This window comes from Micromonospora sp. ALFpr18c (genome assembly GCF_008868155.1).
Lineage (GTDB): Bacteria > Actinomycetota > Actinomycetes > Mycobacteriales > Micromonosporaceae > Micromonospora.
Genome location: NZ_WBKR01000086.1, coordinates 1 through 25,128, shown reverse-complemented (window position 1 = coordinate 25,128; position 25,128 = coordinate 1). Strand labels below are relative to the sequence as shown.

Here is a 25,128-nt window from a genome sequence, read left to right as displayed (position 1 = left end):
ATGGCGCCGTCGGCACTGACGTCGGCCAACTCCAGGCCGATCATGCGGTCGTAGGCTTCGAGTGCCAGTTCGTGTAGTTGTTCGCCCAGGCCGGCCTCGGCCCACACGTGCAGGCGTCTGCGGATCGCATTCATCGAATACCGGCTATGGACTGACGTTCAAGTGAAAGACCGAGGCTAATAGCTAGAGCCGCAGGCATTACCGGGCAGAGGCCTGTTGGGCAGCGGGTGGACCGTGCGGTGGCCCCGGTGGCCTCGGCTACTACAGCTCCTCAGCCTGCACCTGCAGCTTCTCGGCCTGCGTCGCAACGCTAACCTTAAGCAGGGCCCCGGGGTAGTCCGTGGATGTCCTCTTTGGTCGGATCTTGGTTGGTGCCCGATGCAGGGCGAGCACGGCACCTGTGGATCATGGAGTTGTCTAGGCTTCAAGATCCGCAAGGGGTGCCGTGCTCGCCGTGTCATCATCGCTCATGGTCTCGGCGGGTCGCGCCGCGGCTGTCTGGGGTGCCCGTAGTCCTGCAGGACTACGGGCACCCCAAGTGGGAGGCGTCGTCGTGTCGCATGTCGATCCGCGCTTCGGTGCCCACCTCCGTGCGCTTCGGGCGGAGCATGGGCTGTCGTTGCGGGCACTCGGTCAGCTCGCTCATCGCGGCAAGAGTCACCTGCACGATCTGGAGACCGGGGTGAAGGCCCCGACTCCGGAAACGGCCAGGCATCTCGACGACGTGCTGCGAGCCGACGGGACGCTCGCCCGTCTGGTGAACGAGCCCGTCGACCACGACAGCGAAGCCGGGGAGTTGCTGGCTCGGGTGCGGATCAGCGACGTCAGCGCCGAGACTATCGCTCGGATCGAAGCGGGTGTGGACGACCTGGCAAGCGCATACGCGATCACGCGGCCGGTCGATCTGCTGCCGCTGGTGCGGCGCCAGTTGGCCCATGTGGGACGCCTGCTCGACGGGCGTGGGACGTTGACGCAGCGTCGGCGGCTCATTGTTGCCGCTGGATGGCTGACAGTGCTGCGGGCAACGGTGCATATCGACCTGCTGCAACAGCCCGCAGCGGGCGCTCATCTGGCTACGGCCATGGCCCTTGCGGAGCATGCGGAGCATCCGGAGATCCAGGCATGGTGCCTGGAGACGCAGGCATGGGACTGGCTCACCCGGGGCGACTGCCGACGGGCTATGGACCTTTCGCGGCAGGCGCAGCGGGTGGCGCCTCGGGGTGGTTCGGCGTACATCCAGGCGACCGCCCAGGAGGCCCGTGTGTGGGCGCGGCTGGCCGACGTGCGGCGGACGCGTGATGCGCTGGATCGTCTGGATCGGTTGACGGCGAACCTGCCGGTGCCGGATCGGGCCGAGCACCACTACCGGTACGACCCGACAAAGGCGTTGGCGTACACGGCAACCACGCTGGCGTGGGCGGGTGACCCGGCCGCCGAGCAGATGGTTCGAATCGCCTTAGCGGAGTTGGACCCGCGCGGCGATGGTGGTGAGCGGCCGCGGCGCTCTGCTTCCGCCCGTCTTGATCTCGCGATGGCGCTGTTGGCCGCCGACCAGCCGGACGAGGCCAGCGTCGTCGCCGCCGATGCGGTCCGGTCGGGGCGAGTGGTGTCCTCGAACTGGTGGCGGGCGCGGGAGGTGCTCCGCAAGGTCGAGCACACCGGGGCTGCGGAAGCGGCAGCCCTCCGCGAGGTGTACGAGGCGTACCGGCCCGTGGCTCGATAGCGGACGGCACACGCGACCAGCGGACAATCGCTAGCTATCTGTCACCTCACGTTCACCAGATGCTGTGAGTGAGGGCGGGATCGGTGCGAACCAGGTCGTCAAAACGAGATCACCTGCCCCTGCCCAGCGGAGGTGGAAATGAGCGGTAAGGACGATACCGGTGCGCCCAACATGGGCGAGCAGATCGACGCCGCCGAACGGGAACAGGCCAAACGCCGGTTGCTCGCGCAGGCCGAGGCGGAGCGGATACCGGTGCAGGAGACGACTCGAGCGGTGCCGGATCGGCGGTGGCGTGGTGAGCCCTGAGTCGGTGCCGATCGGTCGACGGGTCGCCTACCTGCGGGTGCGGCGGAGGTTGTCGCAGCAGTCGTTCGCGGATCGGCTGGGGAAGTCGAAGAGCTGGGTGGACAAGGTCGAGCGTGGGGTCCGATCCCTGGAGCGGGTGTCGACCATCCGGGAGATTGCGGCGGTGCTGAGGGTTGACGCCGCAACACTGCTCGGTCGGGATGTCCAGCCCGCTGGGGTGGCTGAGCGGCGCCAAGGGGTCGCGCGGATTCGGGCGGCGTTGTCGGCGTACCCGATGGCTTTTGGTCGCCCGGCGGAGCGTGCGGGAATGTCGCCCGATCGGTTGGCGCGGGAGGTGCGGCATGCGTGGATGACCTACCAGCACGCGCGGTACGCGCGGCTGGTCGAGTTGCTGCCCGCGGTGGTGACCGAGGTGTACCGCGCCCAGGACCCGGAGGTTGGGCGCGCGGCGGCGGTGGATGCGTACCGGGTTACGGCGGCGCTCCTGGTCAAGCTGGGTGAGGGGAGTCTGGCGTGGTTGGCCGCTGACCGGGCCATGTCCGCCGCCGCCGGCGACCGGGTGTTGCTGGCTTGCGCGGCGGTGCAGCTCGGCCAGGTGCTGCGGGCGTCGGCGCGGGCGGGGGCGGTGATGCTCGCCGCCGCTCGCCAGATCGCCCCGTCCGATCGAAAGGCTGGCACGCCGGAGGAGTTGTCGCTGTGCGGATCGCTGCTCGTGCAGGCCGCTCTGATCGCGGCCAGGGCGGGGAACGACCGGGTGGTCGGTGACCTGCTGAGCGAGGCCGCCGAGCTGGCCGCTTACGTCGGCGACGGACAGGACCATTACCGGACGGCGTTCGGGCCGACGGCCGTCGAGCTGGCGCGAGTCACGGCGGCAATCGAGTTGGGCGACGGGCCGCAGGCGGTCGCCCGGCACGAGGAGGCGATCGGGCGGGACGGATGGCGGTGGCTGCCGGTCGAGCACCGTGCCGCGCACCTGATCGACGCGGCGCGCGCCTACTTCCTGACGGACGACCTGACCAACGCGGCCCGAGTCCTGTTGCGGGCGAACAGCGTCGCGCCCGCCGAGATCCGTCACCGGCCAGCCGCGCGGGACGTGGTCGCCCTGGTCGCCCGTGACCCGGACGCCCCACCGACTATCACCCAACTCGCCATCAGCCTCGGCGTGCTGTGAGTGATGACGGTCTCCCGTCGAGGTGGAGGTCAAATCGTGTGGATCGTGATGAGGTCTTCGAGACCTGCGAGATCGTCGGCGTTGCGGGTGTAGATGGCGGCGTCATGGGCGTGTGCGGTCGCGGCGATGAGCAGGTCCATCACTCTCGCTCGTGGCTGGCGGCCGATCTCGACGACGCGGGCTGCCAATCGCGCGTAGCTGTCGGTGATGGCTTCGTCGATGGGAAGCGGATCAAATCGGCGTTGGATTGCGCCCAACCGCGCTAGACGAAGGGCTCTCGCCTCGGCGGTCTTCGCGACCAGAACACCGAACTGGAGTTCGGCAAGGCTGGCGACGCTGATAGCCAGTTCGCCAGGAATCGGGGTTACGTCGGAGGCGATGAGGATGCTTGTGTCGAGGATGCCGCGGCTCACCGCTCAACCCACGGATCGGTGACAGTGTTGTCGAGGAGATCCCGATCGTCTGCCCAACCCGGGTCGGTGGGTTGGTCGAACACGCCGGCCAGGTCGCCCCATTCGCGCCAGCTCCGGGGACTGACCGGGCCGAGCACGGCTGCCGGGCGGCCGGCGACAGTGATTGTCACGCGTTCGCCCGCTTGTGCCCTGCGCACCAGGTCGCTGGCGTTCTGCCGCATCTCCCGCAGTCCAACTTCATGCATAAGCCCTACTGTAGCACTTGTGCTACCAGCGTGGAAGGTCGTTGGTGCTCGCTGTGGCCGAGGGTCTCGGGCGGCCCAAGTGCGTGCAGTTCACGCTCGAGCCTGGATCGAGCGCGATCTTGGGAGCGGGACGTGGCGGCCTTCACGAACACGGGATGGGGCGGGGCATGAACCAGGGCACGCGGAACGAGTTGATCGGTCACCTGGCTGAGGCGGTCGGGTCCGTCACCGTCGCGCATCCGACGCGGGTCGCCATCGACGGCCCGCCGGCCGCCGGCAAGACGACGCTCGCCGACGAGCTGGCCGTCGCCCTACGCGACCAGGGCCGCGACGTCATCCGCGCGACGATCGACGATTTCCTCTTCCCTCGCGCGCGGCGCTATTCGCGCGGCGAGTACTCGGCCGAGGGGTGTTGCTTCGACACCCACGACTACGACGCGCTGAACCGGGTCCTGCTCGATCCACTCGGCCCGGACGGAGATCGGCGCTTCCACCACTGTTACGCCGACATCGTCACGCACAACGACGACCCGCAGCGGCCGGTCTGGGAGTTCAGGCGTCGTGGCTACCGCACCTCGACCGCTTGAACCGTTGACCCCGCCGCGTCGGTCTGTTTGGCTGCCTCCGCGATGACCTTGAACACCCCTCGATGAACAGGAGATAGTCATGTCCTTCATTGCCGCAATCAAGTCCGTCTTCAGCCAGTACGTCGGCTTCAAGGGCCGGGCACGGCGGTCTGAGTACTGGTGGTTCGCCCTGTTCAGCGTCCTTGTCAGCATTGTCGCTGCCATTCTGGACAGCGCGCTGGGACTGACCTTCGGGGAGGGCTCCTCCACCGGTTTCATCGCCCTCATCGCCTACCTGGTGCTGCTGCTGCCGTCGTTGGCGGTCGCGGTGCGACGCCTGCACGACACCGACCGGACGGGGTGGTGGGTGCTGATCGGCGTGGTGCCGCTCGTGGGCGCCATCGTCCTGCTCGTGTTCTTCGTGCTGGACGGCACGCCCGGGGCGAACCGCTTCGGTGCCAGCCCCAAGGGCTGACCCGCTGTCCGTGCTCCAACGGGCACGGATCACACGCTGGGCACCAGGTGGGTGCGGAGGAAGTCCAGCTCCAGCGGGAGCAGACGTTCGGCGGTGCCGTTCGCGGCCATGTGGGTGGCGCCGGTCAGCGGCAGCACGGCGTGCGGGCGGCCGGTGCTCAGCAGCGCCGCCGAGAGCCGCAGCGTGTGCGCGGCCACCACGTTGTCGTCGGCCAGACCGTGCACCAGTAGCAACGGGCGGGCCTGGTCCGGCCCGGTGACCGGCTCGGCGGCCAACTCGATGAGCGAATGGTGCGCGTACACGTCCAGGCCGTCCTCCGGCAGCCCGAGATAACGCTCGGTGTACGCGGTGTCGTAGAGCGCCCAGTCGGTCACCGGAGCGCCCGCGATCCCGCACTTGAACAGCTCCGGGTGGCGCAGCACCGCCAGGCCGGCCAGCCAGCCACCGAACGACCAGCCGCGCACCGCCACCCGCTCGAGGTCCAGGTCCGGGTGCTTGCCGGCGAGGGCGGTCAATGCGTCGATCTGGTCGGTCAGGATCACGTCGGCGACCCGCCGGTGGATCGCCTTCTCGAACGACGGCGCCACGCCCGGCGTACCCCGGTTGTCGATGGTGACCACCGCGAATCCGGCGTCGGCCCACCACTGCCGTTCCAACCACGCGGCCCGCGCCGCCACCACCTCCTGGTGCCCCGGGCCGCCGTAGATGTCCAGCAGCACCGGCAGCCGCCGGCCCGTCACGTGGTTGTCCGGGTACAGCACCGCGGCCGGAAGCCGCCGGTCGGTCACCCGCTCCAGCAGCGGCAGCGGTGAGTACGGCGGGTTGGCGGCCAGCGACCGCAGCTCGGCCAGTTCCTGATCGCCGCGACGGACCGTCCAGCGCACCCCGGCGTGGTCCAGCGAGGCGACCCCGACGACCAGCACGTCCCCGCCCACGGCGGCCGTGTGCCAGCCGGAGTCGGTGGTGATCCGGCGCGCGTCCACCCCACCGCCGATCGTGGTGCGGACCCGGAACAGGTGCCGCTCGCTCGGCTCGCCGTCACTCGCCTCGACCAGCAGGTCCGCCGGGCCGGACACGGCCGGCAGCCGACCCACCACCCGCCGCACGTACAGCGACGGGGGAGTGAGCAGCGTGCCGTCGGCGAACAGGCACCGCGCGTCGTACCCGTCGTGGGCCAGCTCCCCACCGACCAGCACCCGGCCGTCCGGCAGGTGCGCCGGGGTGCCGGCGATCGGCTCCACCCAGCGCGGATCGGCCAGTTCGGCGTGCACCTGCGTCTCACCGGTGCGCGGGTCCACCGCGAGCACCAGCCCGTGCTGCTGCGAGCGGCGCAGCACGGTGATCAGCGGGCTGCCCTCACCCCAGCTGACCCCGGTCAGGTACGGGTAGGTCTCCCGGTCCCAGTGCACGTCGACCCAGCCGTCGTCCAGGTCCAGCAGGTGCAGGCTGACCTCCGCGTTCGGCCCACCCGCCCGGGGGTACGCGACCGCCGTCGGTGGGCTCGCCGGGTCGGCCGGGTCGTGCAGGTGCCACCGCTCCAGGCGGGACTCGTCGACCCGGGCGGCCAGTACCATGCGGCCGTCCGGCGCCCACCAGTAGCCCCGGAACCGGCCGAACTCCTCGGCCGCGATGTGCTCGGCCAACCCCCAGCTCACCCCGGCGTCCTCGCCGGCCAGCAGGGTGTCGGTGCCGTCGGCCTCGATCACCCGCAGCTCGCCCCGGCGGACACCCTCGGCGGCGTCGGTCACGTACGCCAGCCGCTGCCCGGTCGGATCCGGACGTGGGTCGAGCACCGGGCCGACGGCGGCCACCTCGACCACGTCGCCGTGCACCAGATCGGCCCGGAAGAGGCGCCCGGCCAGCGCGAACACGGCGACGCGGCCGGCGGCGTCCAGCGCGTACGAACCGATGCCGGCGGCGTTGAGCCGCAGCCGCTCGCGCAACGCGCGCTCGCCCGGGGAGAGTGACCGGGGGTCGCCGCCCTCACCCAGCAGGGTGGCCGGGTCGGCCACCAGATGCTCCCCGCCGGTGGCCACGTCGAGCTGCCACAGCGCGTCCGCCGGGTCCTCCGGACCGGCGGAGCGCAGGAAGATCACTCGGGAGCCGTCCTCGGCCACGGCGACGGCGCGCGGCGCGCCGTGGGTGAACCGGCGGGTGCGGGCGGCCAGCTCCGGAAAGTCCACAGGCCAAATCGTAGAGCGGTACCGGAGGTGATGTGGCCGACCTGGGCGGACGCGTCAGCGCCGGCCGGGGGAGAACCGCCGGTTAGAGTGACTGACGTGACGACGCTGCCCGACCGCCGCCTGCTGCTGGTCCACGCGCACCCGGACGACGAGTCCATCGGCACCGGTTCGACGATGGCCCACTACGCCGCCGCCGGCGCGCACGTGACGCTGGTGACCTGCACCCTCGGCGAGGAGGGTGAGATCCACGTACCGGCGTTGTCCCAGCTCGTCGCCGCCGAGGCCGACCAGCTCGGCGGGTACCGGATCGCTGAGCTGGCCGCCGCCTGCGCGGCGCTCGGCGTCAGCGACCACCGCTTCCTCGGCGGAGCGGGCCGCTACCGCGACTCCGGGATGATGGGGCTCGCGACCAACGAGCACCCCCGCGCCTTCTGGCAGGCCGACCTCGACGAGGCCGCCGGGCACCTGGTGGAGATCATGCGGGAGGTACGCCCGCAGGTGCTCGTCACGTACGACCCGAACGGCTTCTACGGCCACCCCGACCACATCCAGGCGCACCGGGTGGCGATGCGTGCCGTCGAGCTGGCCGCCGCCGAGGGTTGCGCCCCGGCCAAGGTCTACTGGACGGCGATGCCGCTCAGCGTGTTGGAGGCCGGCATGGCGCATTTCGCCGAATCCTCGGACAACCCGTTCGCCGGCATCCAGGACCTCGCCGAGCTGCCCTTCGGCACCCCGGACGGCCAGATCGCCGCCCGGATCGACGGCACCGACCAGCACACCGCGAAGGAGGCCGCGATGCGGGCGCACGCCACCCAGATTCCGGCCACCTCCTGGCTCTACTCGATCGCCGGCAACTTCGGCGGCGAGTTCATGGGCGTGGAGTTCTTCACCCTCGCGGTCGGCGAGAAGGGCCCCGGCTCCGGCCCGTACAGGTGGGAGGACGACCTGTTCGCCGGGCTGCCCGACGAGACCGGACTGCCCGACGGGGCCGGCGCCGATCGTCGCCCGGTCGCGGCGGCCGGTCTCCGGTGACCCTGCCCGCCGCGCCGATGTCGGTCGTGCACGATCAGGACACCCCGCCGCAGGCGGGGCCACCGCCGCGACTGCTGGACCTGGGCCTGCGGGTGGCCGGCGGGGTCGTGGTGGTGCTGGCCGGGGTGCTGACCGGGGTGCTGGAGTTGCTGCTCGCCACGGTCCGCGTCGGTGGCCAGTTGATCGGCGTGTCGGTGCTGGTCGCCGTCGGCGCCAACATCGCGCTGAGCTGGTTCGCGCACGAGGCGGTGGGCCGCCGGTGGGCGGTGGCACTGCCCGCGGTGCCGTGGTTCGCGCTGATGGCGGTGGCCGCCATCCGGACCTCCGAGGGCGACCTGCTGCTGGCCGCCGACAACTGGGTCGGCCTCGCCATGATCGTGGCCGGCGCGATGACCTTCGCGGTGATGGGCTTCCGGCAGATCCTCGCCCCGCCGCCCACCCTCCTCGGCTGATGACGCCACCCAGGTACGGGTGGTAGATATTCCTGCCAGGGATGCGGCCCCGCGATGGGGCGTACGGCAGGAGGTCGCGCGATGGACAGACGGTGGCGGGATGTCGGAGTGCTCACGGGGGCCCTGTTCGCGGCGAACGTCGCCGCCCGGCTGATCATCCGGTTCGGCTTCGACGGTGACGACACCGCCGCCGATCGGATGTCGCTGGCGATGTTCGTGGTGATCGGGTTGATCCTGGCCGTGGTCGCCTTCCGCTGGGGCAGCCGGCGGCCACTGGGTGCCTGGGCGGGCGACGTGGCCGTCGTGGTGGGGGCCGCGATGGCGCTGACCGTGCTGGTCGGGCCGCTGCTGGTCGGCCACGACCCGTTCGCGGGTGGGGCGGGGACGTTCTTCGCCCAGATCTGGCTGTACCTGCTCGCCACCGGCGCCGGGGTGCTGATCGGGTACCTGGTGCTCACCGCGCTCGGTCGCGACTACCGCTCGCAGCAGCTCAAGCGGTACGCCGAGGTCAAGGCCGCCAAGCCGCGTCGGGTCGTCCGCCGCTGACCCGTCGGAGCGGTCGGATCGTCAGTGCGGGGCGACGCGGGTCAGGTAGGTGTGGTGGGTGGTGAAGCCGAGCTTCTGGTAGAGCGCCACCGCCGCGCTGTTGCGCTGCTCCACCTGGAGAAACGCACGCGTCGCGCCGGCTGACTCCGCCCAGGCGGCCAGTTCGTGGATCACCTGCCGGGCCAGCCCCCGGCGGCGGGCCGCCGGCAGCACCTCGATGAGGCTCAGGCCGAGCCAGCGTCCGCCGCCGGTCACCGTGCCCCGGCCGGTCGCCACCAGTTCGCCGTCGACGTACGCGTGGGCGAAGCGCACCTGGGCCACGGCGGTGAGTACGTGCCGTGCGGCGTCCGGCAGGCCACCCTTGCGGCCGGCGGCGACGGCCAACCATTTCTCGCTGGGTGCGGTGTTCAGCTCGACGTCCGCGCCGGCGGCGGCGTCGGCCGGGGTCGACGTGGGCAGGGGGAGCGGCGCGGTCTGCACCAGCGTGGGCGGGCGGCTGCCCCATCCTCGGGCGTCCAGCTCGGCGCCGACCGGCGCGGCGAGCGGCAGTGGTGTGTTGACCATCGCCGGTTGGCCCTGCTCGGCGTACCAGCGCTCCACCGCGTCCACGGCGGCCGGCAGCGGCCGGTCCGGGTCGCCGATCGGCAGCGCCGAGTTGGCCCGCCCGGTCCAGCCGTCGGCCGATCTGAGCAGCCAGTCTCCCAGGCGGCCACGGGTGGGCGCCGGCCAGGCCTCGTCGGCGGCCCGCTCCAGCGCCACGACTGCCGCGGCGGTCGGTCGACGCGTCGGCGGCACCCGCTTGGCCCGGTGGACCTGTGTCACCGGCACCCGCAGCCGACCCTGCGCGGTGGCCAGCGTGAGATGAGTCTCGCTCAGCTCCACCAGCTCGCCGAGAGCGTCGGAGAACAGCGGGCGGCCTTCGCGAATCCCCACAATCCGGCGAACCACGATCCGGTGTCCCACATCCTGCTGTCGGAGCACGATCGACCCCCTCCCCGGCGAGATACTAGGCTCTTACCGTCGCGGGAGATCGCGACGTGTCTTGCGGAGGAGAAGACCGGTGACCTACATCATCGCCGAGCCGTGCGTGGATGTGCTCGACAAGGCATGCATCGAGGAGTGCCCGGTCGACTGCATTTACGAGGGCAATCGGATGCTCTACATCCACCCCGACGAGTGCGTCGACTGTGGTGCCTGTGAGCCGGTCTGCCCGGTGGAGGCGATCTTCTACGAGGACGACGTCCCGGAGCAGTGGAAGGACTACACGGGCGCCAACTACGAGTTCTTCGAGGACCTGGGCTCGCCCGGGGGCGCCTCGAAGATCGGCAAGGTGGAGAAGGACGCGACCTTCGTCGCCGCGCAGCCGCCGCGCGGCGAGGGCCACTGAGCACGCCCGCGCCGGTCTCGTCGCGGCTGCCCGAGTTCACCTGGGACACCCTGGACGCCGCGGCCGCTCTGGCCGCGGCGCATCCGGAGGGCCTGATCAACCTCTCCATGGGTACGCCGGTCGACCCGGTGCCCGAGGTGATCCGCCAGGCGCTGGCCGACGCGTCCGACGCTCCCGGCTATCCGCTGACCGCCGGCACCCCGGCGCTGCGTGCCGCGATCGCCGCGTGGGTCGCCCGCGCCTGTGGCGCCGGGGTCGACGGTCTCGGTGTGCTGCCGACCATCGGCTCGAAGGAGTTGGTCGCCTGGCTGCCCACCCTGCTCGGCATCGGTCCGGGTGACGTCGTCGTCGTGCCGTCGGTCGCGTACCCCACCTACGAGGACGGGGCACGGCTGGCCGGCGCCACCGTGGTCCGTACCGACTCGCTCACGTCGGTCGGGCCGACCTCGCGGGTGCGGTTGGTCTGGGTCAACTCGCCCGGCAACCCGACCGGCCGGGTGCTGCCCGCGGCGCACCTGCGCAAGGTGGTCGACTGGGCCCGGGAGCGCGGCGCGGTGGTCGCCAGCGACGAGTGCTACCTGCCGCTCGGCTGGTCGGCCGAGCCGGTGTCGGTGCTGTCTCCGCAGGTCTGCGGTGGCACCTACGACGGTGTGCTGGCTCTGCACTCGCTCTCCAAGCGTTCCAACCTCGCCGGCTACCGGGCCGGTTTCGTGGCTGGCGATCCGGCGCTCGTCGCCGAGTTGCTGAAGGTCCGCAAGCACGCCGGCATGATCGTGCCCGCGCCGGTGCAGGCGGCGATGGTGGCCGCCCTGCAGGACGAGCGACACGCCGACGAGCAGCGGGAGCGCTACCGCGCTCGTCGTGAGGTGTTGAGGGCCGCGTTCACCGGTGCCGGCTTCACGGTCGAGCACTCGGAGGCCGGTCTCTACCTCTGGCTCACCCGTGGTGAGGACTGCTGGGAGACGGTCGACTGGCTGGCCCGACGCGGCATCCTGGTCGCCGCGGGCGTCTTCTACGGCCCCACGGCCGCTCAGCACGTCCGGGTCGCGCTGACCGAGTCCGACGAGCACGTCGCGGCGGTCGCCGGCCGGCTGCGGGCCTGACACCGGCGGGCCGGCGATGACCGACGGCACGTCCGGGCGGTACGCCAGGGTGCGGGCGGCCGTCGTCGGCACCGGGCTGATCGGCGGTTCGGTGCTGCTGCGCCTCGCCGACGCCGGCCTGGACGTGGCCGGGTGGGATCCCGACCCGGCCACCCGCGAGCGGGCACGTGCCAGCGGAGTCGCCGCGCCGGACACGATCGAGCAGGCCGTGGCCGACCGGGACGTGGTCTTCCTCTGCGGCCCCCTGCCCACGCTGCCCCGGACGCTGGCCCGGGTGGCCGCCGCCACGGCACCGGGCTGTGTGCTCACCGACGTCGGCAGCACCAAGTCAGAGGTGACCGAGGTGGCGGCCCGGCTCGGGCTCCTCGACCGCTTCGTCCCCGGGCACCCGATGGCCGGCGCGGAGTCGACCGGCCTGTCCGCCGCCTCCCCGAGGCTGCTGGCCGGTGCCGCCTGGGTGCTGTGCCCGGCGCCGGGCGCCGCGACAAACGCCTTCCGTTGGCTGACCGGGCTGCTGGTGGAGGTGTTCGACGCCCGGGTGGTGCCGATGTCCGCGCCGACGCACGACTCGGCGGCCGCCCTCGCCTCACACGTGCCGCACCTGCTGGCCGGCGCGTTGGCCGGTGCGGCCGAGCGAGCGCCGCTACGTGACGCGGTGTTGGCACTGGCGGCCGGGAGCTTCCGCGACGGCACCCGGGTGGCCGGCACCCCCGCCGAGCGGACCGCGAATATGCTGCTCGGCAACCGGGAGCGGGTGCTGCACGAGCTGACCGAGGTCACCGCCTTCCTGGACGCGCTGGGCGCCGCGCTCCGGGCCGGTGACGCGGCGGCTCTCACCGCCCGGTACGCCGAGGCCGCCGCCGTGCGGTCCGCGCTGCTGGGTCGACGGTTCGCCGAACGGGACCGGGAGTTCCCGGTCGGTGGCGACCACGCCGCCGAGGTGACCTGGCTACGCGGGTTGGGCGACGTCGGTGGACACCTGACCGGGTGTCGGGTCGGCTCGGAGGCCGTCTCCTACACCGCGTGGACGCCGGCGGCTGACTAGGCTGAGCACATGGCAGTGGATGGCCCGGTGGTGCAGGTGCGCGGCGAGGCGTACCGGGAGGTGCCACCCGAGCTGGCCCGCTTCGCGGTCACCGCGACGGCTCGGGACCGGGACCGGGAGGCCACGTTGACCCGGCTGGCCGAGCGGGCCGCCGCCGTACGGGTGCTGCTGGACGGCTCCGGCCCGGTGGTGGCCCGGCGGGAGACCGGCGACCTGCGGGTGCGGCCGGAGACCCGACGCTCGGGCGAGCGGGTGGTGGCCTGGCACGGCAGCGTCACCACCACCGTCACCGTCACCGTCACCGACTTCACGGCGCTCGGCGAGCTGATGCTCAGGTTGGCCGACCAGGATCAGGTCGAGGTGGCCGGTCCCTGGTGGGAGCTTCGTCCGGACAGCCCGGCGCATCGCGAGGCACGGCACGCCGCGATCGGTGACGCCCTGCTGCGCGCCCGGGAGTACGCCGAGGCGCTCGGCGCGCGGGTCACCGCGTTGATCGAGCTGGCCGACGCCGGCCCGGCCGAGCGTCCGATGTTCGCCCGCGCCGCGTTCGGCGGGGCTGGCGGGGGCGGCGGCGCACCGGAGCTGGAGTTGGACCCGCAGCCGCAGACCGTGCAGGCCGCCGTGCAGGCGCGCTTCACCATCAGCGACCCGGTCCTGGGCTGATGCCACCGGCTCAGGTGCTGTCCGCCGACGAGCTGGTGGCGCGGGCGTTGGCGTTGGCCGAGGCCGGCCCGCGACAGCTGCTCGGCATCGCCGGTGCGCCGGGCGCCGGGAAGTCCACCCTCGCCGAGCGGATCGTGGCCGAGGTCGGGCCGACCGCCCGGCTGGTGCCGATGGACGGTTTCCACCTCGCGCAGTCGCAGCTGGTCCGGTTGGGCCGCGCGGACCGCAAGGGCGCGGCCGACACCTTCGACGCCAACGGGTACGCCTCGCTGCTGCGCCGGCTACGCCGGCTGGAACCGACCTCGGTGTACGCGCCGGAGTTCCGGCGGGAGCTGGAGGAGCCGGTGGCCGGGGCGATCGAGGTGCCGCCCTCGGTCCGGCTGGTGGTGACCGAGGGCAACTACCTGCTGCTGCCGGACTTTCCGTGGCAGGAGATCCGGCCGCTGCTGCACGAGGCGTGGTTTCTCGACCTGGACGCCGAGGTGCGCCAGCGCCGGCTGACCGCCCGGCACGAGGCGTTCGGCCGGTCACCGGAGCAGGCCCGGGCCTGGGCGTTGGGCACTGACGAGGCGAACGCGGCCCTCATCACCCCCACCGCCGAGCGCGCCGACCTGGTGGTCCGCCTCAGCGAGCCGCCGGCGGTCTGAACGGGACCGCCGGGGCACGCCGGGTCTGCCTCAGTCCGTGACGCCGCGGTCCTCGCGGGACATGTCGCCGGTGGCGGGCGTACCCGCTCCGAGGCGGTAGCGCAGGAGCACCGCGCCCTTGTCCGTGGTGACGGGCGGCTCGACGAGGGTCAGGTTGGCGGGGACGGCGCCGCCGTCGAACACCGTCTTGCCGACGCCCAGCACGATGGGGAAGATCCACAGGTTGAGCTGGTCGAAGAGGCGTTCGCGCAGGAGGGTCTGCACCAGGTTCAGGCTGCCGATCACGTGGACCTTCTCGTGCTTGTCCCGCACCTCCCGCACGGCACTCGCCAGGTCGGGGCCCAACTGCGTCGAGCCCGCCCAGTCCAGGTCGGGGGTGCCGCGCGAGGCCACGTACTTCGGGATGCTGTTGAAGAGGGTGGCGATCCCGCCGTCGACGCCGTCGGTCTGGTGCGGCCAGTACCCGGCGAAGATGTCGTAGGTCCGGCGGCCCAGCAGCAGCGCGTCCATGCCCCGCATGCCGTCCACGACCTGTCGGCCGCCGGTCTCGTCGAACAGGGGCGCCTGCCATCCCCCGTACGGGAAGCCGTCGGGGTCCTCGTCCGGACCGCCCGGTGCCTGGCCGACCAGGTCGAGCGTCGCGAACAGATCAATGTGGATCACGCCCATGCTGTCCTCCGTGTACTCCGACTCGAACAAGGCCCTGCGGCCGCACCCTAGTCGAGTTCGCGGACCGGCCGGGCCGGGTTGCCGACCGACACCACGTTGGACGGCAGGTCACGGGTCACCACCGCGCCGGCGCCGACGACCGTGTTGGCGCCGATCGTCACACCCGCCAGCACGATCGCGCCGCCGCCGAGCCACACGTTGTCGCCGATGGTGATCGGCTTGGCCGCCTCCCACTTGTCCCGCCGTGGCCCGGGCTCCACCGGATGCGTCGGGGTGAGCAGCTGTACGTTCGGGCCGACCTGGACGTCCGCGCCGAGGGTGATGGGGGCGACGTCGAGGAAGACGGCGTTGTAGTTGACGAAGCCGCGTGGGCCGATCCGGATCCGTGAGCCGTAGTCGCAGTAGAACGGTGGGCGGATCCAGGTGTCCGTGCCCAGGTCGCCGAGGAGTTCGCGCAGCACCGCGAGTCGCGCCCGCGGATCGGCCGCCGGGCTGGTGTTGAAGCGTTCCATCAGCCGGGCGGCCCGGTCCAGGTCGGCGATGATCTCGGGATCGTCGGCGATGTACGGCTCACCGGCGAGCATCCTGTCCTTCATGGAGGTCACCGCCCGATCATGCCGGCCCGGTTGGTCGGCTCGTGGCGGGTCCGTCATCTTCCGGCCTTAATTTTGCATACTCGGTATGCAATTGTAGGAGGTCAATGTGACTCCCGTACATCAAGACGCTTGACGAGGAGGATCCGTTGCACCAGGGAAGAAGATTGGCCGCCCTCGGCCTCGTGTTCGCACTGGCGCTCTCCGCGCCGGGCCCGGCGGCAGCCGCCGCGCCCACCCCGCCGGACGGCACCGGCCGACCGGCCGCTCCGGGTGGACCCACCGCCAACCGTTCGACCACCGTCACGCTGATCAGCGGTGACCGGGTCACCGTCACCGCTTCCGGTGCCGCGGTCCGACCCGGCGCCGGTCGCGAGGACGTGCGGTTCCTGATCCGGCGCGAGCGCGGACGCCTCTCGGTGACGCCGACGGACGCGCTGCCACTGCTGCGCTCGGGCCGGGTCGACCGGCGGCTCTTCGACGTCACCGGGCTGGTCGAGGCGGGCTACGACGACGCCCACCGGAACACCCTGCCGCTGCTGGTGGCGTACCGCTCGACGGGCACCGCCCGGCGTGCCCCGGCCGCGCTGCCGGGCTCGCGGGTGACCCGCGACCTGCCGGCGATCCGCGGCGCGGCCCTGACCACCGGCAAGTCCTCCCTCGGCGCGGTCTGGACGACGGTCACCACCGGCCCCGCCGGTGCCCGCCTCGACGCGGCGGGGGACGTCGAGCGGATCTGGCTGGACGGCCGCCGCACGGTGACCCTCGACCACAGCGTGCCGCAGATCGGCGCGCCCGCCGCCTGGGCGGCCGGGTTCACCGGCAAGGGGGTGTCCGTCGCGGTGCTGGACACCGGCGTCGACGCGACCCACCCGGACCTGGCCGGCAAGGTGGCCGAGGCGCGCAACTTCACCGAGGTGCCCGACGCTCGGGACACGGTCGGCCACGGCACCCACGTGGCCTCGACCATCGCCGGCACCGGCGCCGCCTCCGGCGGAAAGTACCGGGGCGTGGCGCCGGACGCGACGTTGCTGGACGGCAAGGTCTGTGAGGGCACCGGGTGCACCGACTCGGCGATCCTCGCCGGCATGCAGTGGGCCGCGGTGGAGAAGAAGGCCGCCGTGGTCAACATGAGCCTCAGCGGCTGGGACACCCCGGAGGTCGACCCGCTGGAGGAGGCGGTGCAGACCCTGACCGCGCAGACCGGCACGCTGTTCGTCCTCGCCGCCGGCAACGACGGCTCGGACGGCTCGGTCGGCTCCCCGGCCACCGCCGACGCCGCGCTCGCCGTGGGCGCGGTCGACCGCGACGACGAGTTGGCCGACTTCTCCAGCCGGGGCCCGCGGGTCGGCGACGAAGCGCTGAAGCCGGACATCACCGCGCCCGGCGTCGACATCGTCGCCGCCCGGTCCGCCAACGGCGTCATCGGCGATCCGGTGGGAGACCGCTACGTCACCCTCTCCGGCACCTCGATGGCCACCCCGCACGTGGCCGGGTCGGCGGCGCTGCTCGCCCAGCAGCACCCGGGATGGCGGGCCGACCGGCTGAAGGCCACCCTGATGGCCGCCGCCAAGCCGCACCCGGACCAGACCGCCTACCAGCAGGGCGCCGGGCGGGTCGACGTCGCACACGCCATCACCCAGCAGGTCACCAGCGACCCGGTGAGCGTCTCGTTCGGGCGTACGCTCTGGCCGCACGGCGACGACGAGCCGATCACCCGCACGGTCACCTGGCGAAACGACGGTCCGGCACCGGTCAGCGTCGACCTGAGCGTCGAGGGCGCCGGCCCCGGCGGTCGGGCGCTGCCGGCCGGCCTGTTCCAGTTGGGCGCCAACCAGCTCACCGTGCCGGCGGGCGGCACCGCCGCCACGACCATCACCGCGAACACCCGGATCGGCGACGCCGACGGCTACTGGACCGGGCGGATCGTGGCCCGATCCGGTGCGGCGGTCGCGGTCACCCCGCTGGCCGTGCACCGGGAAGTGGAGAGCTACACGCTGACCGTGGAGCACCTGAACCGGGCCGGCGAGCGCACCGCCGACCACTGGAGCACCCTGGTCGGGATGGACACCTTCAGCTACTGGGACCTCGTCAGCACCGACGGCGTGGCGACCGTGCGGGTGCCCAAGGGGCACTACGGCCTGAGCGCTCTCGTGCTCGAGCCCGCACCGGAGGGTGAGCAGGGCGGGATGTCCCTGTTGGCGCAGCCCGACGTGGCCATCGAGCAGGACACCCGGATCGTCGTGGACGCCCGCTCGGCCAAGCCGGTACGGACGACCATTCCGGACCGGAACGCCGTCCCACAGCTGATCGACCTCAGCGGCAACTTCACGGCCGAGGACGGCAGCGCGTACGGCATCGGGCTCTGGGCCGAGACGTTCACCGGCCTGACCAGCGGTCAGCTCGGCAAGCCGGTCGCCGCCGACCGGTTCGTCGCCACGGTCAGCAGCCAGTGGACCACGCCGGACACGGCCAACAGCCCCTACCTGTACGCACTGGCCGAGGCGATTCCTGGCCGGATGCCGACGGGGTTCGTCCGCGACTACGCCCGACGGGACCTGGCCACCGTCGTGCACCGGTTCCACGATGGCTACCCGGGCACGGAGGCCGAGCGGATCGTGTACCCCGTGCTGGAGTACAACGTCGGCGGCTCGGCCCTGATCCTGCCCACCGCGGTGCCCGGCCAGCGGGTCGAGTACTACAACACCAGGGGTGTGCGGTGGGAGTCCGAGCTCGACTTCGGAACGCGGGACGAGGAAGGCTGGCTGAACGCGCAGGCCGCGCTCTTCTCCACGGCGACCGCGTACCGGGTCGGGCGGACGGTGCAGGAGGTCTGGAGTCAGGCCCCGTACGGACCGTCGTTCCCGACCCCGCGCTGGCCCGAGGAGAGCGTCACCCGGGTCGGTGACACCGTCTGGGTCGGGCTGCCGATGTTCAGCGACGCCGCCGGGCACCCGGGCGGGTCACTCGCCGACAGCGAGCGGACCGAACTCTGGCGCGACGGCAAGCTGGTCGGCGAGAGCGAGTACGCCGGCTACGGCGAGTTCGCCGTGCCACCGGGTGCGGCGGACTACCGGCTCGTCACGTCGGCGAAGCGCAGCTTCACCGACCTGAGCACCGAGGTGGAGTCCAGCTGGACCTTCCGGTCCCGGCACGTCGCCGGTGACACGCCGGCCCGGCTGCCCCTGTCGGCGATCCGCTTCGCGCCGCCGTTGCGGGTCGACAACAGCGCTCCGGCCGGTCGGAGCTTCGTCGTCCCGGTGCGGGTGCAGCGGCAGCCCGGCGCGGCGGCCGCCCGGGTGGAGAAGCTCACCGTCGACGTCTCGTACGACGGCGGGAAGACCTGGCGCGCGGCGAAGCTGGTCCGCACCTCCGGCGACGGCTGGTCGGCCCTGGTGCAGCATCCGACCGGCACCGGGCACGTGTCGCTGCGGGCCACCGCGCGGGACGCCGCCGGTAACACGGCGACGCAACGGATCATCCAGGCGTACCGGTTGCGCTGAGGCGTACCCCGTCCGGGTCCGCGGCGCGGTGCCGCGGACCCGGCGGGTGCGTCAGTCGTTGGCGTGCAGGGCGGCGTTCAGTTCGATGCCCCGGCCGGTTCGCGGACGGGCTTCCAGCGTGCCGGTCACCGAGTTGCGCCAGAACAGCAGGCCGTCGATGCCGGACAGCTCTCGGGCCTTGACGACCCGGCCGTCCGGGAGGGTGACCTTCGAGGCTGCCGTGATGTAGCAGCCGGCCTCCACCACGCAGTCGTCGCCGAGCGAGATCCCGACCCCGGCGTTCGCGCCGACCAGGCTCCGCTCCCCGATGCTGATCTTCTCGGTGCCGCCGCCGGAGAGGGTGCCCATGATGGAGGCCCCGCCGCCGATGTCGGAGCCGTCGCCGACCAGCACGCCCTGCACGATCCGCCCCTCGACCATCGAGGTGCCGACGGTGCCGGCGTTGAAGTTCACGAAGCCTTCCTGCATCACGGTCGTGCCGGCGGCCAGGTGGGCGCCGAGGCGGACCCGGTCCGCGTCGGCGATCCGCACGCCGGACGGCACCACGTAGTCGGTCATCCGGGGGAACTTGTCCACCCCGTAGACGGCGAGGTGGCGGCCGGCGGCCCGCTCGATCACCCGCAGCTCGTCGACCCGCTCCGGCGGGCACGGCCCGGCGGAGGTCCACGCCACGTTGGCCAGCTTGCCGAAGATGCCGTCCAGGTTGAGCTGGTTGGGTCGCACCAGGCGGTGCGAGAGCAGGTGCAACCGGAGGTACGCGTCCGGGGCGTCCTTGATCGGGTCGTCCAGCGAGCCGACCACGGTGACCACCTGCACGGTACGCAGACCGGGCAGGGCCCGGTCGCCGAGCGCACCCGGCGGCAGATCGAGCACGTCCGACTCGCCCTCGCCGGCGACCAACGGCAGCTCACCCAGGCCCAGCTTGCCGGTCGGGTACCAGGTGTCGAGCACCTGCCCGTCGGCGGTGACGGTGGCCAGGCCGATGCCCCAGGCGGAATCTGCGGACGTCACTGTTACACCTCTCGGTCTGGGCCGCGTCGGCCTCAGCTCACTCCTCGCGCTGACAGACCTGAAGGTACCGTGCGAACCATGGAGAACCCGCTGACCCCCGAGGTCCTCGCCGATCCGGTGGCGCTGACCCGCGCTCTCGTCGACATCGAGTCCGTGTCCCTCAACGAGAAGGCGATCGCCGACTGTGTCGAGGAGGTCCTGCGCGGTGTGCCACACCTGAGCACCCAGCGGCACGGCAACACCGTGATGGCGCGCACCGACCTCGGTCGGTCGCAGCGCGTCGTGCTGGCCGGGCACCTGGACACCGTGCCACTGAACAACAACTTTCCGTCGACGATGCGCGGCGACCTGATGTACGGCTGCGGCACCTCGGACATGAAGTCCGGCACCGCGTACGCGCTGCACCTGGCGGTGACCCTGCCCGACCCGCGCTACGACGTGACGTACTTGTTCTACGAGGCGGAGGAGATCGAGTCGCGGTACAACGGGCTGAACCTGGTCGCCCAGGCGTTCCCGGAGTGGCTGGAGGCGGACTTCGCGGTGCTGCTGGAGCCCACCTACGGCATCGTCGAGGCGGGTTGCCAGGGCACCATGCGGGCCATCGTGACGACCACGGGTGAGCGGGCGCACGCGGCGCGCTCCTGGCACGGGGTGAACGCAATCCACGGCGCCGGTGAGGTGCTGCGGCGGCTCCAGGCGTACGAGGGGCGCCGGGTCACCATCGAGGGGTGCGACTTCCGCGAGGGTCTGAACGCGGTCCGCATCATCGGCGGCGTCGCGGGGAACGTGATCCCCGACCACTGCGAGATCGAGGTCAACTACCGGTACGCCCCGGATCGCGACCCGGTGGCGGCGGAGGCGCACCTGCGGGAGGTCTTCGCGGGATTCGACCTGGCCGTGACCGACGCGGCGGCCGGCGCGGCCCCTGGACTGGAGGCGGCCCCGGCGAAGGAGTTCCTGGCGGCGGTCGGCGCGGCCCCGATCGGCAAGCTGGGCTGGACGGATGTGGCCCGGTTCGCGGCCATGGGAATTCCGGCCCTGAACTTCGGCCCCGGCGACCCGAACCTGGCCCACCACAAGGACGAGCACGTCGAGATCAGCAAGATCCGGGACGGCGCGGCAACCCTGCACCGCTGGCTGGCCCCGGCCTGACCGGCGCACCGGGCGTGTCGCGCCCGGTGATCAAGAGGTTTGCGTCAGCCGGGCCCGTTGTCGGCGACGCGAACCTCTTGATCAGCTCCGGAGGTGGCGGGGGCCGTGGGGGAGGGGGTCAGGTCCCGGATGTGGCGGCGCTCGGCCACCACGTCTCTGATCCGTCGCTGCATCTGGCGGCGGATCCGGATCATCTCGCTGTTACTGATCACGCTGTCTCCTCCCCCGAAGGCGCGCGCCGGGGCATACCCGGTATGTGAATAGTAAGACGTACGGGCGAGCCGAATAGTTGCGTTGATCGCGAACTATTTCTCGGCGTCCGCGCCCCGCACACCCGGCGGGTGCTGCTCCACTACGGTTGCTCCATGAGCCACAGCAACGGGCGGGAGGCCGGCCGCGGTCCAGCGCAGGAGCGGCACCGGGGCGCGGTCACGCTGCGCCGGGGGGCGATCCCGAGCAGCACCGCCGACCAGCGACTGCTGGACTCGCGCGGGCGCGGCGACTGGAAGACCAGGGACGCGTGGCGGGCGCTGCGCATCCTCAGTGAGTTCGTCGAGGGTTTCGACACCCTCGCCGACCTGCCGCCGGCGGTCAGTGTCTTCGGTTCGGCGCGCAGCGGTCCGGCCACCGCCGAGTGCAAGCTGGCCGAAGAGGTCGGCGGGGCACTGGCCCGGGCCGGCTACGCCGTGATCACCGGAGGTGGGCCGGGAGTGATGGAGGCCGCCAACCGGGGTGCCACCGAGGCCGGCGGTCTGTCCGTCGGGCTCGGCATCGAGCTGCCGTTCGAGCAGGGCATCAACGACTGGGTCGACCTGGCCATCGACTTCCGCTACTTCTTCGCCCGCAAGACGATGTTCGTGAAGTACGCGCAGGCGTTCGTGGTGCTGCCCGGCGGCTTCGGCACCATGGACGAGCTGTTCGAGGCGCTCACGCTGGTGCAGACCGGCAAGGTGACCCGGTTCCCGGTCGTGCTGATGGGCGTCGCGTACTGGCAGGGGCTGCTCGACTGGCTGCGCGACACGATGGCCGCCGGCGGCAAGATCGGCCCGGTCGACCTGGACCTGATCTGCCTCACCGACGACGTCAACACGGCGGTCCGGCACATCGTCGAGTCCGAGGCGGCGCTCTCCGTCGAGCAGGACGCGGTCCGCGACGAGGCCGTCGCGCGTACCGGCGCCGACCGGCAGGCCGCCGCCGACCAGGCCGCCGACCAGCCACGGGACAACTGATGGCGGCGATCTGCGTCTTCTGCGCGTCCTCCCGTACCCTCGACCAGCGTTTCCTGGACCTGGCCGCGGAGACCGGCGCGGAGCTGGCCCGGCGTGGGCACACGCTGGTGAGCGGCGGTGGCTGCGTCGGCATGATGGGTGCGCTGGCCGATGGTGCCCGCGCCGCCGGCGGGCGCACCGTGGGTGTGATCCCGCAGGCGTTGGTCGACCTGGAGGTCGCCGACCTGGCATCGGACGAACTGCTGGTCACCGACTCGATGGCCAGTCGCAAGACGCTGATGATCGAGAAGTCGGACGCCTTTCTCACCCTGCCCGGTGGGCTGGGCACGCTCGACGAACTGTTCGAGGTCTGGACCACGGCCACCCTCGCCCTACACGGCAAGCCGATGGTGCTGATCGACACCGACGGCTTCTACCGCCCCCTGCTGGACTGGCTCGACACCCTCACCGACCAGCACTTCCTCAAACCCGCCGGCCGCGACCTGCTGACGGTGACCACCACCGTCCCGGACGCCCTGGACGCCCTGGAGTCCGCCCTGACCTGACGCGGGCTCCCAGCCTCCCCGGTCGATCATGAGGTTGGCGGCGAGGCCGTCGGCGTGTCGCGCCGCTAACCTCATGATCGACGGAGCGTGATGGGGTGGGGTGGGGCTCGGTGGGTGTCGTACTCCTCTGATGGGATGAGCTGATGCAGGCGTACCGGTTGGTGCGGCGGTCCGAGGGGCCGGCGCGGGGGGACGGGGCGGCGCCGGCCGACAGTTCCGTGCCCGCCGCCGGCGGTGCGTCCGCCGACACCGAGCCGGGGCCCGCCGGGTGGCGCGTCGACCGCTCGCAGGCCGAGGTGGCGGCGCACACCGACGGGCCGCTGCTGGTGCTCGGCGGTCCGGGCACCGGCAAGACCAGCACGCTGGTCGAGGCGGTCGCCGCCCGGGTGCGCGAGGGCGTCGACCCCGAACGGGTCCTGGTGCTGACCTTCGGCCGTCGGGGCGCCACCGCACTGCGTCAGCGCATCGAGGCCGGGGTGGCGCAGGACGGCCACCGGGTGCTGCGCGAGCCGCTGGTGCGCACCTTCCCCGCGTACGCCTTCGGGCTGCTGCGCCGGGCCGCCGCCGAACGGGGCGAGCCGTCACCGCGCCTGCTCACCGGCCCCGAGCAGGATCTGATCATCCGCGAGCTGCTCGACGTGGTGGGCGAGGAGCCCGACGACGACCCGGTCGGCTGGCCGACCGACCTGCGCCCGGCCCTGCGGACCAGGGCCTTCGCCGGTCAGCTGCGCGACCTGCTGATGCGCGCCGCCGAACGCGGGGTGGGCCCGATCGACCTGGCCCGGCTGGGTGACAAGCTCGGCCGCGCCGACTGGCCGGCGGCCGCCCGCTTCCTGCGGGAGTACGTGTCGGTGCTCGCACTGCGCGACGTCAGCAACCGGGGCTCGATCGCGTACGACCCGGCCGAACTGGTCCGCGCCGCCACCGGGTTGTTGCGCGACGACGAGGAGTTGCTGACCGCCGAGCGTCGCCGGCTCGCCCACGTGTACGTCGACGAGCTGGCCGACACGGACCCCGCCCAACTCGACCTGCTCTCGGTGATCGCCGGTGGGGGCAAGTCCCTTGTCGCGTTCGCCGACCCGGATTCGTCCACCTACGCGTTCCGGGGCGCCGACCCGGCCGGGGTGAGCACCTTCGCGCACCGATTCCGGACCGCGTCCGGGGCGCCCGCGGCGCAGGTGCTGCTCACCACGTCGTACCGGGCCGGGCCGGGCCTGCTCGCCGCGATCGCCCGGCTGGGTCGTCGGCTGCGTGGCCCGTCGGCGCACCGCCGGCTGCACCCACTGCCGGACGCGCCGCCCGGTGTGGTCGAGGTGCACACGTTCCGCTCGGCGACCAGCGAGGCCGCCTGGCTGGCCCACGCGCTGCGCTCGGCCCACCTGCTCGACGGTGTGCCCTGGTCGCGGATGGCGGTGCTGGTGCGGTCCACCGCGTTGCAGCTGCCCACCCTGCAACGGGCGCTGCACGCTGCCGGCGTACCCACCGTGGTGCACGGCGAGGACCTGCCGCTGCACCTGCAACCGGCGGTGGCACCGTTGCTGCTCCTGCTGCGCTGCGCCCTGGAACCGGAGCACCTGGACGAGGAGGCGGCGGTCGCGTTGCTGCACTCGCCGCTCGGTGGTGCGGATCCGCTGGCCGAACGGCGGCTGCGGCAGGGCCTGCGGGCGTTGGCGCTGTCCGGCGGCGACCGGCGACCGTCCGGTGAGCTGATCGTCGAGGCGTTGCGCGACCCGACCGAGCTGGCCGGCATCGACCGGCGGTGGGCGGAGCCGGCGCAGGCGGTGGCTGCTCTGCTCGCCACCGCCCGGGACGCGGCCGCCCAACCCGGTGCGACCGCCGAGACCGTGCTCTGGGAAGTCTGGGACGCCAGCGGCCTCGCCGAACGGTGGGCCGGAGCGATCGGCCAGGGCCGGCCCGCCCCCGGCGAGGGGGACCTGGCCCGACGGCGGCGCGCCGAGGCCGCCGACCGCGACCTGGACGCCGTGCTGGTGCTCTTCGACGCGGCGGCCCGCTTCACCGACCGGCTGCCCGGTGCCCGTACCGAGGTCTTCCTCGACCACGTTCTCGCCCAGGACCTGCCGGCCGACACCATCGCGCCGACCGCCGACCGGGGCGCGGCGGTGCGGCTGCTCACCGCCCACGCGGCGAAGGGTCTGGAATGGGACCTGGTCGCGGTGGCCGGTGTGCAGGAGGGCATCTGGCCCGACCTGCGGCTGCGTGGCAGCCTGCTCGGCTCGGAGCGGCTGGTCGACGTGCTGGCCGGCCGGTCCGTCGGCGGCGCGACCGCGGCGAACGTGGTGGGTCAGACCTCGGCGCTGCTGGACGAGGAACGCCGCCTCTTCCACGTCGCCATCAGTCGTGCCCGGCACCGCCTGCTGGTGAGCGCCGTGGCGTCGGCCGCCGTCGGCGGTGACGACCACGAGGAGCAGCCGAGCCGTTTCCTGCACGAGCTGGGCCCGAGCGCGCCAC

25 protein-coding genes and 1 pseudogene are annotated in these 25,128 nt (G+C 72.4%); 18 read left to right on the top strand and 8 right to left on the bottom strand.

The genetic code is table 11. The annotated features are described in order from the left end of the window. The first annotated feature begins 538 nt into the window (after window positions 1-538). From F8271_RS16965 to F8271_RS16960, 3 genes are all read left to right on the top strand, one after another. Window positions 539-1,723: a helix-turn-helix domain-containing protein gene (locus tag F8271_RS16965; RefSeq protein WP_370461922.1), complete on the top strand. Its 1,185-nt coding sequence runs from the start codon at window positions 539-541 to the stop codon at window positions 1,721-1,723. Between the two features lie 138 nt (window positions 1,724-1,861). After that, window positions 1,862-2,029, top strand: coding sequence for a hypothetical protein (locus F8271_RS32435; protein ID WP_192580320.1), 168 nt, complete (start codon window positions 1,862-1,864; stop codon window positions 2,027-2,029). Further along, a complete protein-coding gene (locus tag F8271_RS16960) occupies window positions 2,019-3,200 on the top strand; it encodes a helix-turn-helix domain-containing protein (protein WP_225854584.1) in 1,182 nt (393 codons plus the stop codon). Before F8271_RS32435 ends, F8271_RS16960 begins: the two co-directional genes overlap by 11 nt. A 29-nt stretch (window positions 3,201-3,229) precedes the next feature. On the opposite strand, the gene F8271_RS16955 is transcribed toward F8271_RS16960, so the two are convergent. Both F8271_RS16955 and F8271_RS16950 read right to left on the bottom strand, forming a co-directional pair. Then, a complete protein-coding gene (locus F8271_RS16955) occupies window positions 3,230-3,613 on the bottom strand; it encodes a PIN domain-containing protein (protein WP_151490737.1) in 384 nt (127 codons plus the stop codon). After that, window positions 3,610-3,858 (bottom strand): type II toxin-antitoxin system Phd/YefM family antitoxin, encoded by a 249-nt coding sequence (locus F8271_RS16950; RefSeq protein WP_151490736.1) that lies wholly within the window; start codon window positions 3,856-3,858, stop codon window positions 3,610-3,612. The genes F8271_RS16955 and F8271_RS16950 overlap by 4 nt, the downstream gene beginning before the upstream one ends. 167 nt (window positions 3,859-4,025) lie before the next feature. Here F8271_RS16950 and F8271_RS16945 point away from each other — a divergent pair. After that, window positions 4,026-4,367: pseudogene (locus tag F8271_RS16945) on the top strand (uridylate kinase); the annotation flags it as partial. A 157-nt stretch (window positions 4,368-4,524) separates the two neighbouring features. Further along, on the top strand, window positions 4,525-4,899 hold the full coding sequence (locus tag F8271_RS16940; RefSeq protein WP_151490735.1) for a DUF805 domain-containing protein: 375 nt from the start codon (window positions 4,525-4,527) through the stop codon (window positions 4,897-4,899). Window positions 4,900-4,928: 29 nt separating this feature from the next. Here the strand turns inward: F8271_RS16940 and F8271_RS16935 are convergent, their stop codons facing one another. Further along, entirely contained in the window at window positions 4,929-7,082 is a 2,154-nt protein-coding gene (locus F8271_RS16935) for a prolyl oligopeptidase family serine peptidase (RefSeq protein WP_151490734.1), read from the bottom strand. 87 nt (window positions 7,083-7,169) lie between these two features. On the opposite strand from F8271_RS16935, the gene mshB reads away from it, so the two are divergent. The 3 genes from mshB to F8271_RS16920 all read left to right on the top strand — a co-directional run bounded on the left by mshB (window position 7,170) and on the right by F8271_RS16920 (window position 9,112). Further along, complete coding sequence (gene mshB, locus F8271_RS16930; RefSeq protein ID WP_192580319.1) at window positions 7,170-8,114, top strand: N-acetyl-1-D-myo-inositol-2-amino-2-deoxy-alpha-D-glucopyranoside deacetylase; 945 nt, start codon at window positions 7,170-7,172, stop codon at window positions 8,112-8,114. Window positions 8,115-8,131: 17 nt separating this feature from the next. Continuing rightward, window positions 8,132-8,566 (top strand): hypothetical protein, encoded by a 435-nt coding sequence (locus F8271_RS16925; RefSeq protein WP_151490739.1) that lies wholly within the window; start codon window positions 8,132-8,134, stop codon window positions 8,564-8,566. 81 nt (window positions 8,567-8,647) lie between these two features. Further along, window positions 8,648-9,112, top strand: a complete 465-nt coding sequence (locus F8271_RS16920) for a hypothetical protein (RefSeq protein ID WP_151490732.1) — start codon at window positions 8,648-8,650, stop codon at window positions 9,110-9,112. A gap of 21 nt (window positions 9,113-9,133) precedes the next feature. Here F8271_RS16920 and F8271_RS16915 read toward each other — a convergent pair whose 3' ends face one another. After that, entirely contained in the window at window positions 9,134-10,093 is a 960-nt protein-coding gene (locus tag F8271_RS16915) for an N-acetyltransferase (protein WP_151490731.1), read from the bottom strand. Between the two features lie 79 nt (window positions 10,094-10,172). Here F8271_RS16915 and fdxA point away from each other — a divergent pair, with 79 nt between their 5' ends. Genes fdxA through F8271_RS16890 form a run of 5 tightly spaced genes read left to right on the top strand, consistent with a single transcriptional unit; the run spans window position 10,173 to window position 13,957 of the window. Continuing rightward, window positions 10,173-10,499 carry a ferredoxin gene (gene fdxA / locus F8271_RS16910; RefSeq protein WP_007464872.1) on the top strand — a complete coding sequence of 109 codons (327 nt, stop codon included), beginning with the start codon at window positions 10,173-10,175 and terminating at the stop codon, window positions 10,497-10,499. Further along, the gene (gene dapC, locus F8271_RS16905; RefSeq protein ID WP_278127213.1) at window positions 10,496-11,602 is read left to right on the top strand and encodes a succinyldiaminopimelate transaminase; all 1,107 of its coding nucleotides are present in this window, start codon (window positions 10,496-10,498) and stop codon (window positions 11,600-11,602) included. The genes fdxA and dapC overlap by 4 nt, the downstream gene beginning before the upstream one ends. Before the next feature lie 16 nt (window positions 11,603-11,618). Continuing rightward, a complete protein-coding gene (locus tag F8271_RS16900; protein ID WP_151490729.1) occupies window positions 11,619-12,647 on the top strand; it encodes a prephenate dehydrogenase/arogenate dehydrogenase family protein in 1,029 nt (342 codons plus the stop codon). A 9-nt stretch (window positions 12,648-12,656) separates the two neighbouring features. Next, a complete protein-coding gene (locus tag F8271_RS16895) occupies window positions 12,657-13,310 on the top strand; it encodes an SIMPL domain-containing protein (RefSeq protein ID WP_151490728.1) in 654 nt (217 codons plus the stop codon). Next, a complete protein-coding gene (locus F8271_RS16890) occupies window positions 13,310-13,957 on the top strand; it encodes a nucleoside/nucleotide kinase family protein (RefSeq protein ID WP_151490727.1) in 648 nt (215 codons plus the stop codon). Before F8271_RS16895 ends, F8271_RS16890 begins: the two co-directional genes overlap by 1 nt. 30 nt (window positions 13,958-13,987) lie before the next feature. On the opposite strand, the gene F8271_RS16885 is transcribed toward F8271_RS16890, so the two are convergent. Together F8271_RS16885 and F8271_RS16880 are read right to left on the bottom strand one after the other, a co-directional pair. After that, window positions 13,988-14,626, bottom strand: a complete 639-nt coding sequence (locus F8271_RS16885; protein WP_151490726.1) for a dihydrofolate reductase family protein — start codon at window positions 14,624-14,626, stop codon at window positions 13,988-13,990. Between the two features lie 47 nt (window positions 14,627-14,673). Beyond that, entirely contained in the window at window positions 14,674-15,231 is a 558-nt protein-coding gene (locus tag F8271_RS16880) for a sugar O-acetyltransferase (RefSeq protein ID WP_151490725.1), read from the bottom strand. 155 nt (window positions 15,232-15,386) lie between these two features. Here F8271_RS16880 and F8271_RS16875 point away from each other — a divergent pair, with 155 nt between their 5' ends. Further along, window positions 15,387-18,722 carry a S8 family serine peptidase gene (locus F8271_RS16875; RefSeq protein ID WP_370461921.1) on the top strand — a complete coding sequence of 1,112 codons (3,336 nt, stop codon included), beginning with the start codon at window positions 15,387-15,389 and terminating at the stop codon, window positions 18,720-18,722. 51 nt (window positions 18,723-18,773) lie between these two features. Here the strand turns inward: F8271_RS16875 and dapD are convergent, their stop codons facing one another. Beyond that, window positions 18,774-19,733, bottom strand: a complete 960-nt coding sequence (gene dapD, locus F8271_RS16870; RefSeq protein ID WP_151490724.1) for a 2,3,4,5-tetrahydropyridine-2,6-dicarboxylate N-succinyltransferase — start codon at window positions 19,731-19,733, stop codon at window positions 18,774-18,776. Between the two features lie 78 nt (window positions 19,734-19,811). On the opposite strand from dapD, the gene dapE reads away from it, so the two are divergent. Continuing rightward, entirely contained in the window at window positions 19,812-20,885 is a 1,074-nt protein-coding gene (gene dapE / locus F8271_RS16865; protein ID WP_151490723.1) for a succinyl-diaminopimelate desuccinylase, read from the top strand. A gap of 44 nt (window positions 20,886-20,929) precedes the next feature. Here the strand turns inward: dapE and F8271_RS32430 are convergent, their stop codons facing one another. Next, window positions 20,930-21,097 (bottom strand): hypothetical protein, encoded by a 168-nt coding sequence (locus tag F8271_RS32430; RefSeq protein WP_192580323.1) that lies wholly within the window; start codon window positions 21,095-21,097, stop codon window positions 20,930-20,932. Between the two features lie 153 nt (window positions 21,098-21,250). On the opposite strand from F8271_RS32430, the gene F8271_RS16860 reads away from it, so the two are divergent. The 3 genes from F8271_RS16860 to F8271_RS16850 all read left to right on the top strand — a co-directional run. Continuing rightward, window positions 21,251-22,114: a TIGR00730 family Rossman fold protein gene (locus F8271_RS16860; RefSeq protein ID WP_151490722.1), complete on the top strand. Its 864-nt coding sequence runs from the start codon at window positions 21,251-21,253 to the stop codon at window positions 22,112-22,114. After that, on the top strand, window positions 22,114-22,659 hold the full coding sequence (locus F8271_RS16855; protein WP_151490721.1) for a TIGR00730 family Rossman fold protein: 546 nt from the start codon (window positions 22,114-22,116) through the stop codon (window positions 22,657-22,659). The genes F8271_RS16860 and F8271_RS16855 overlap by 1 nt, the downstream gene beginning before the upstream one ends. A gap of 143 nt (window positions 22,660-22,802) precedes the next feature. After that, window positions 22,803-25,128 (top strand): ATP-dependent helicase (locus tag F8271_RS16850; protein ID WP_151490720.1); only part of this gene is annotated, 2,326 nt, incomplete at its 3' end.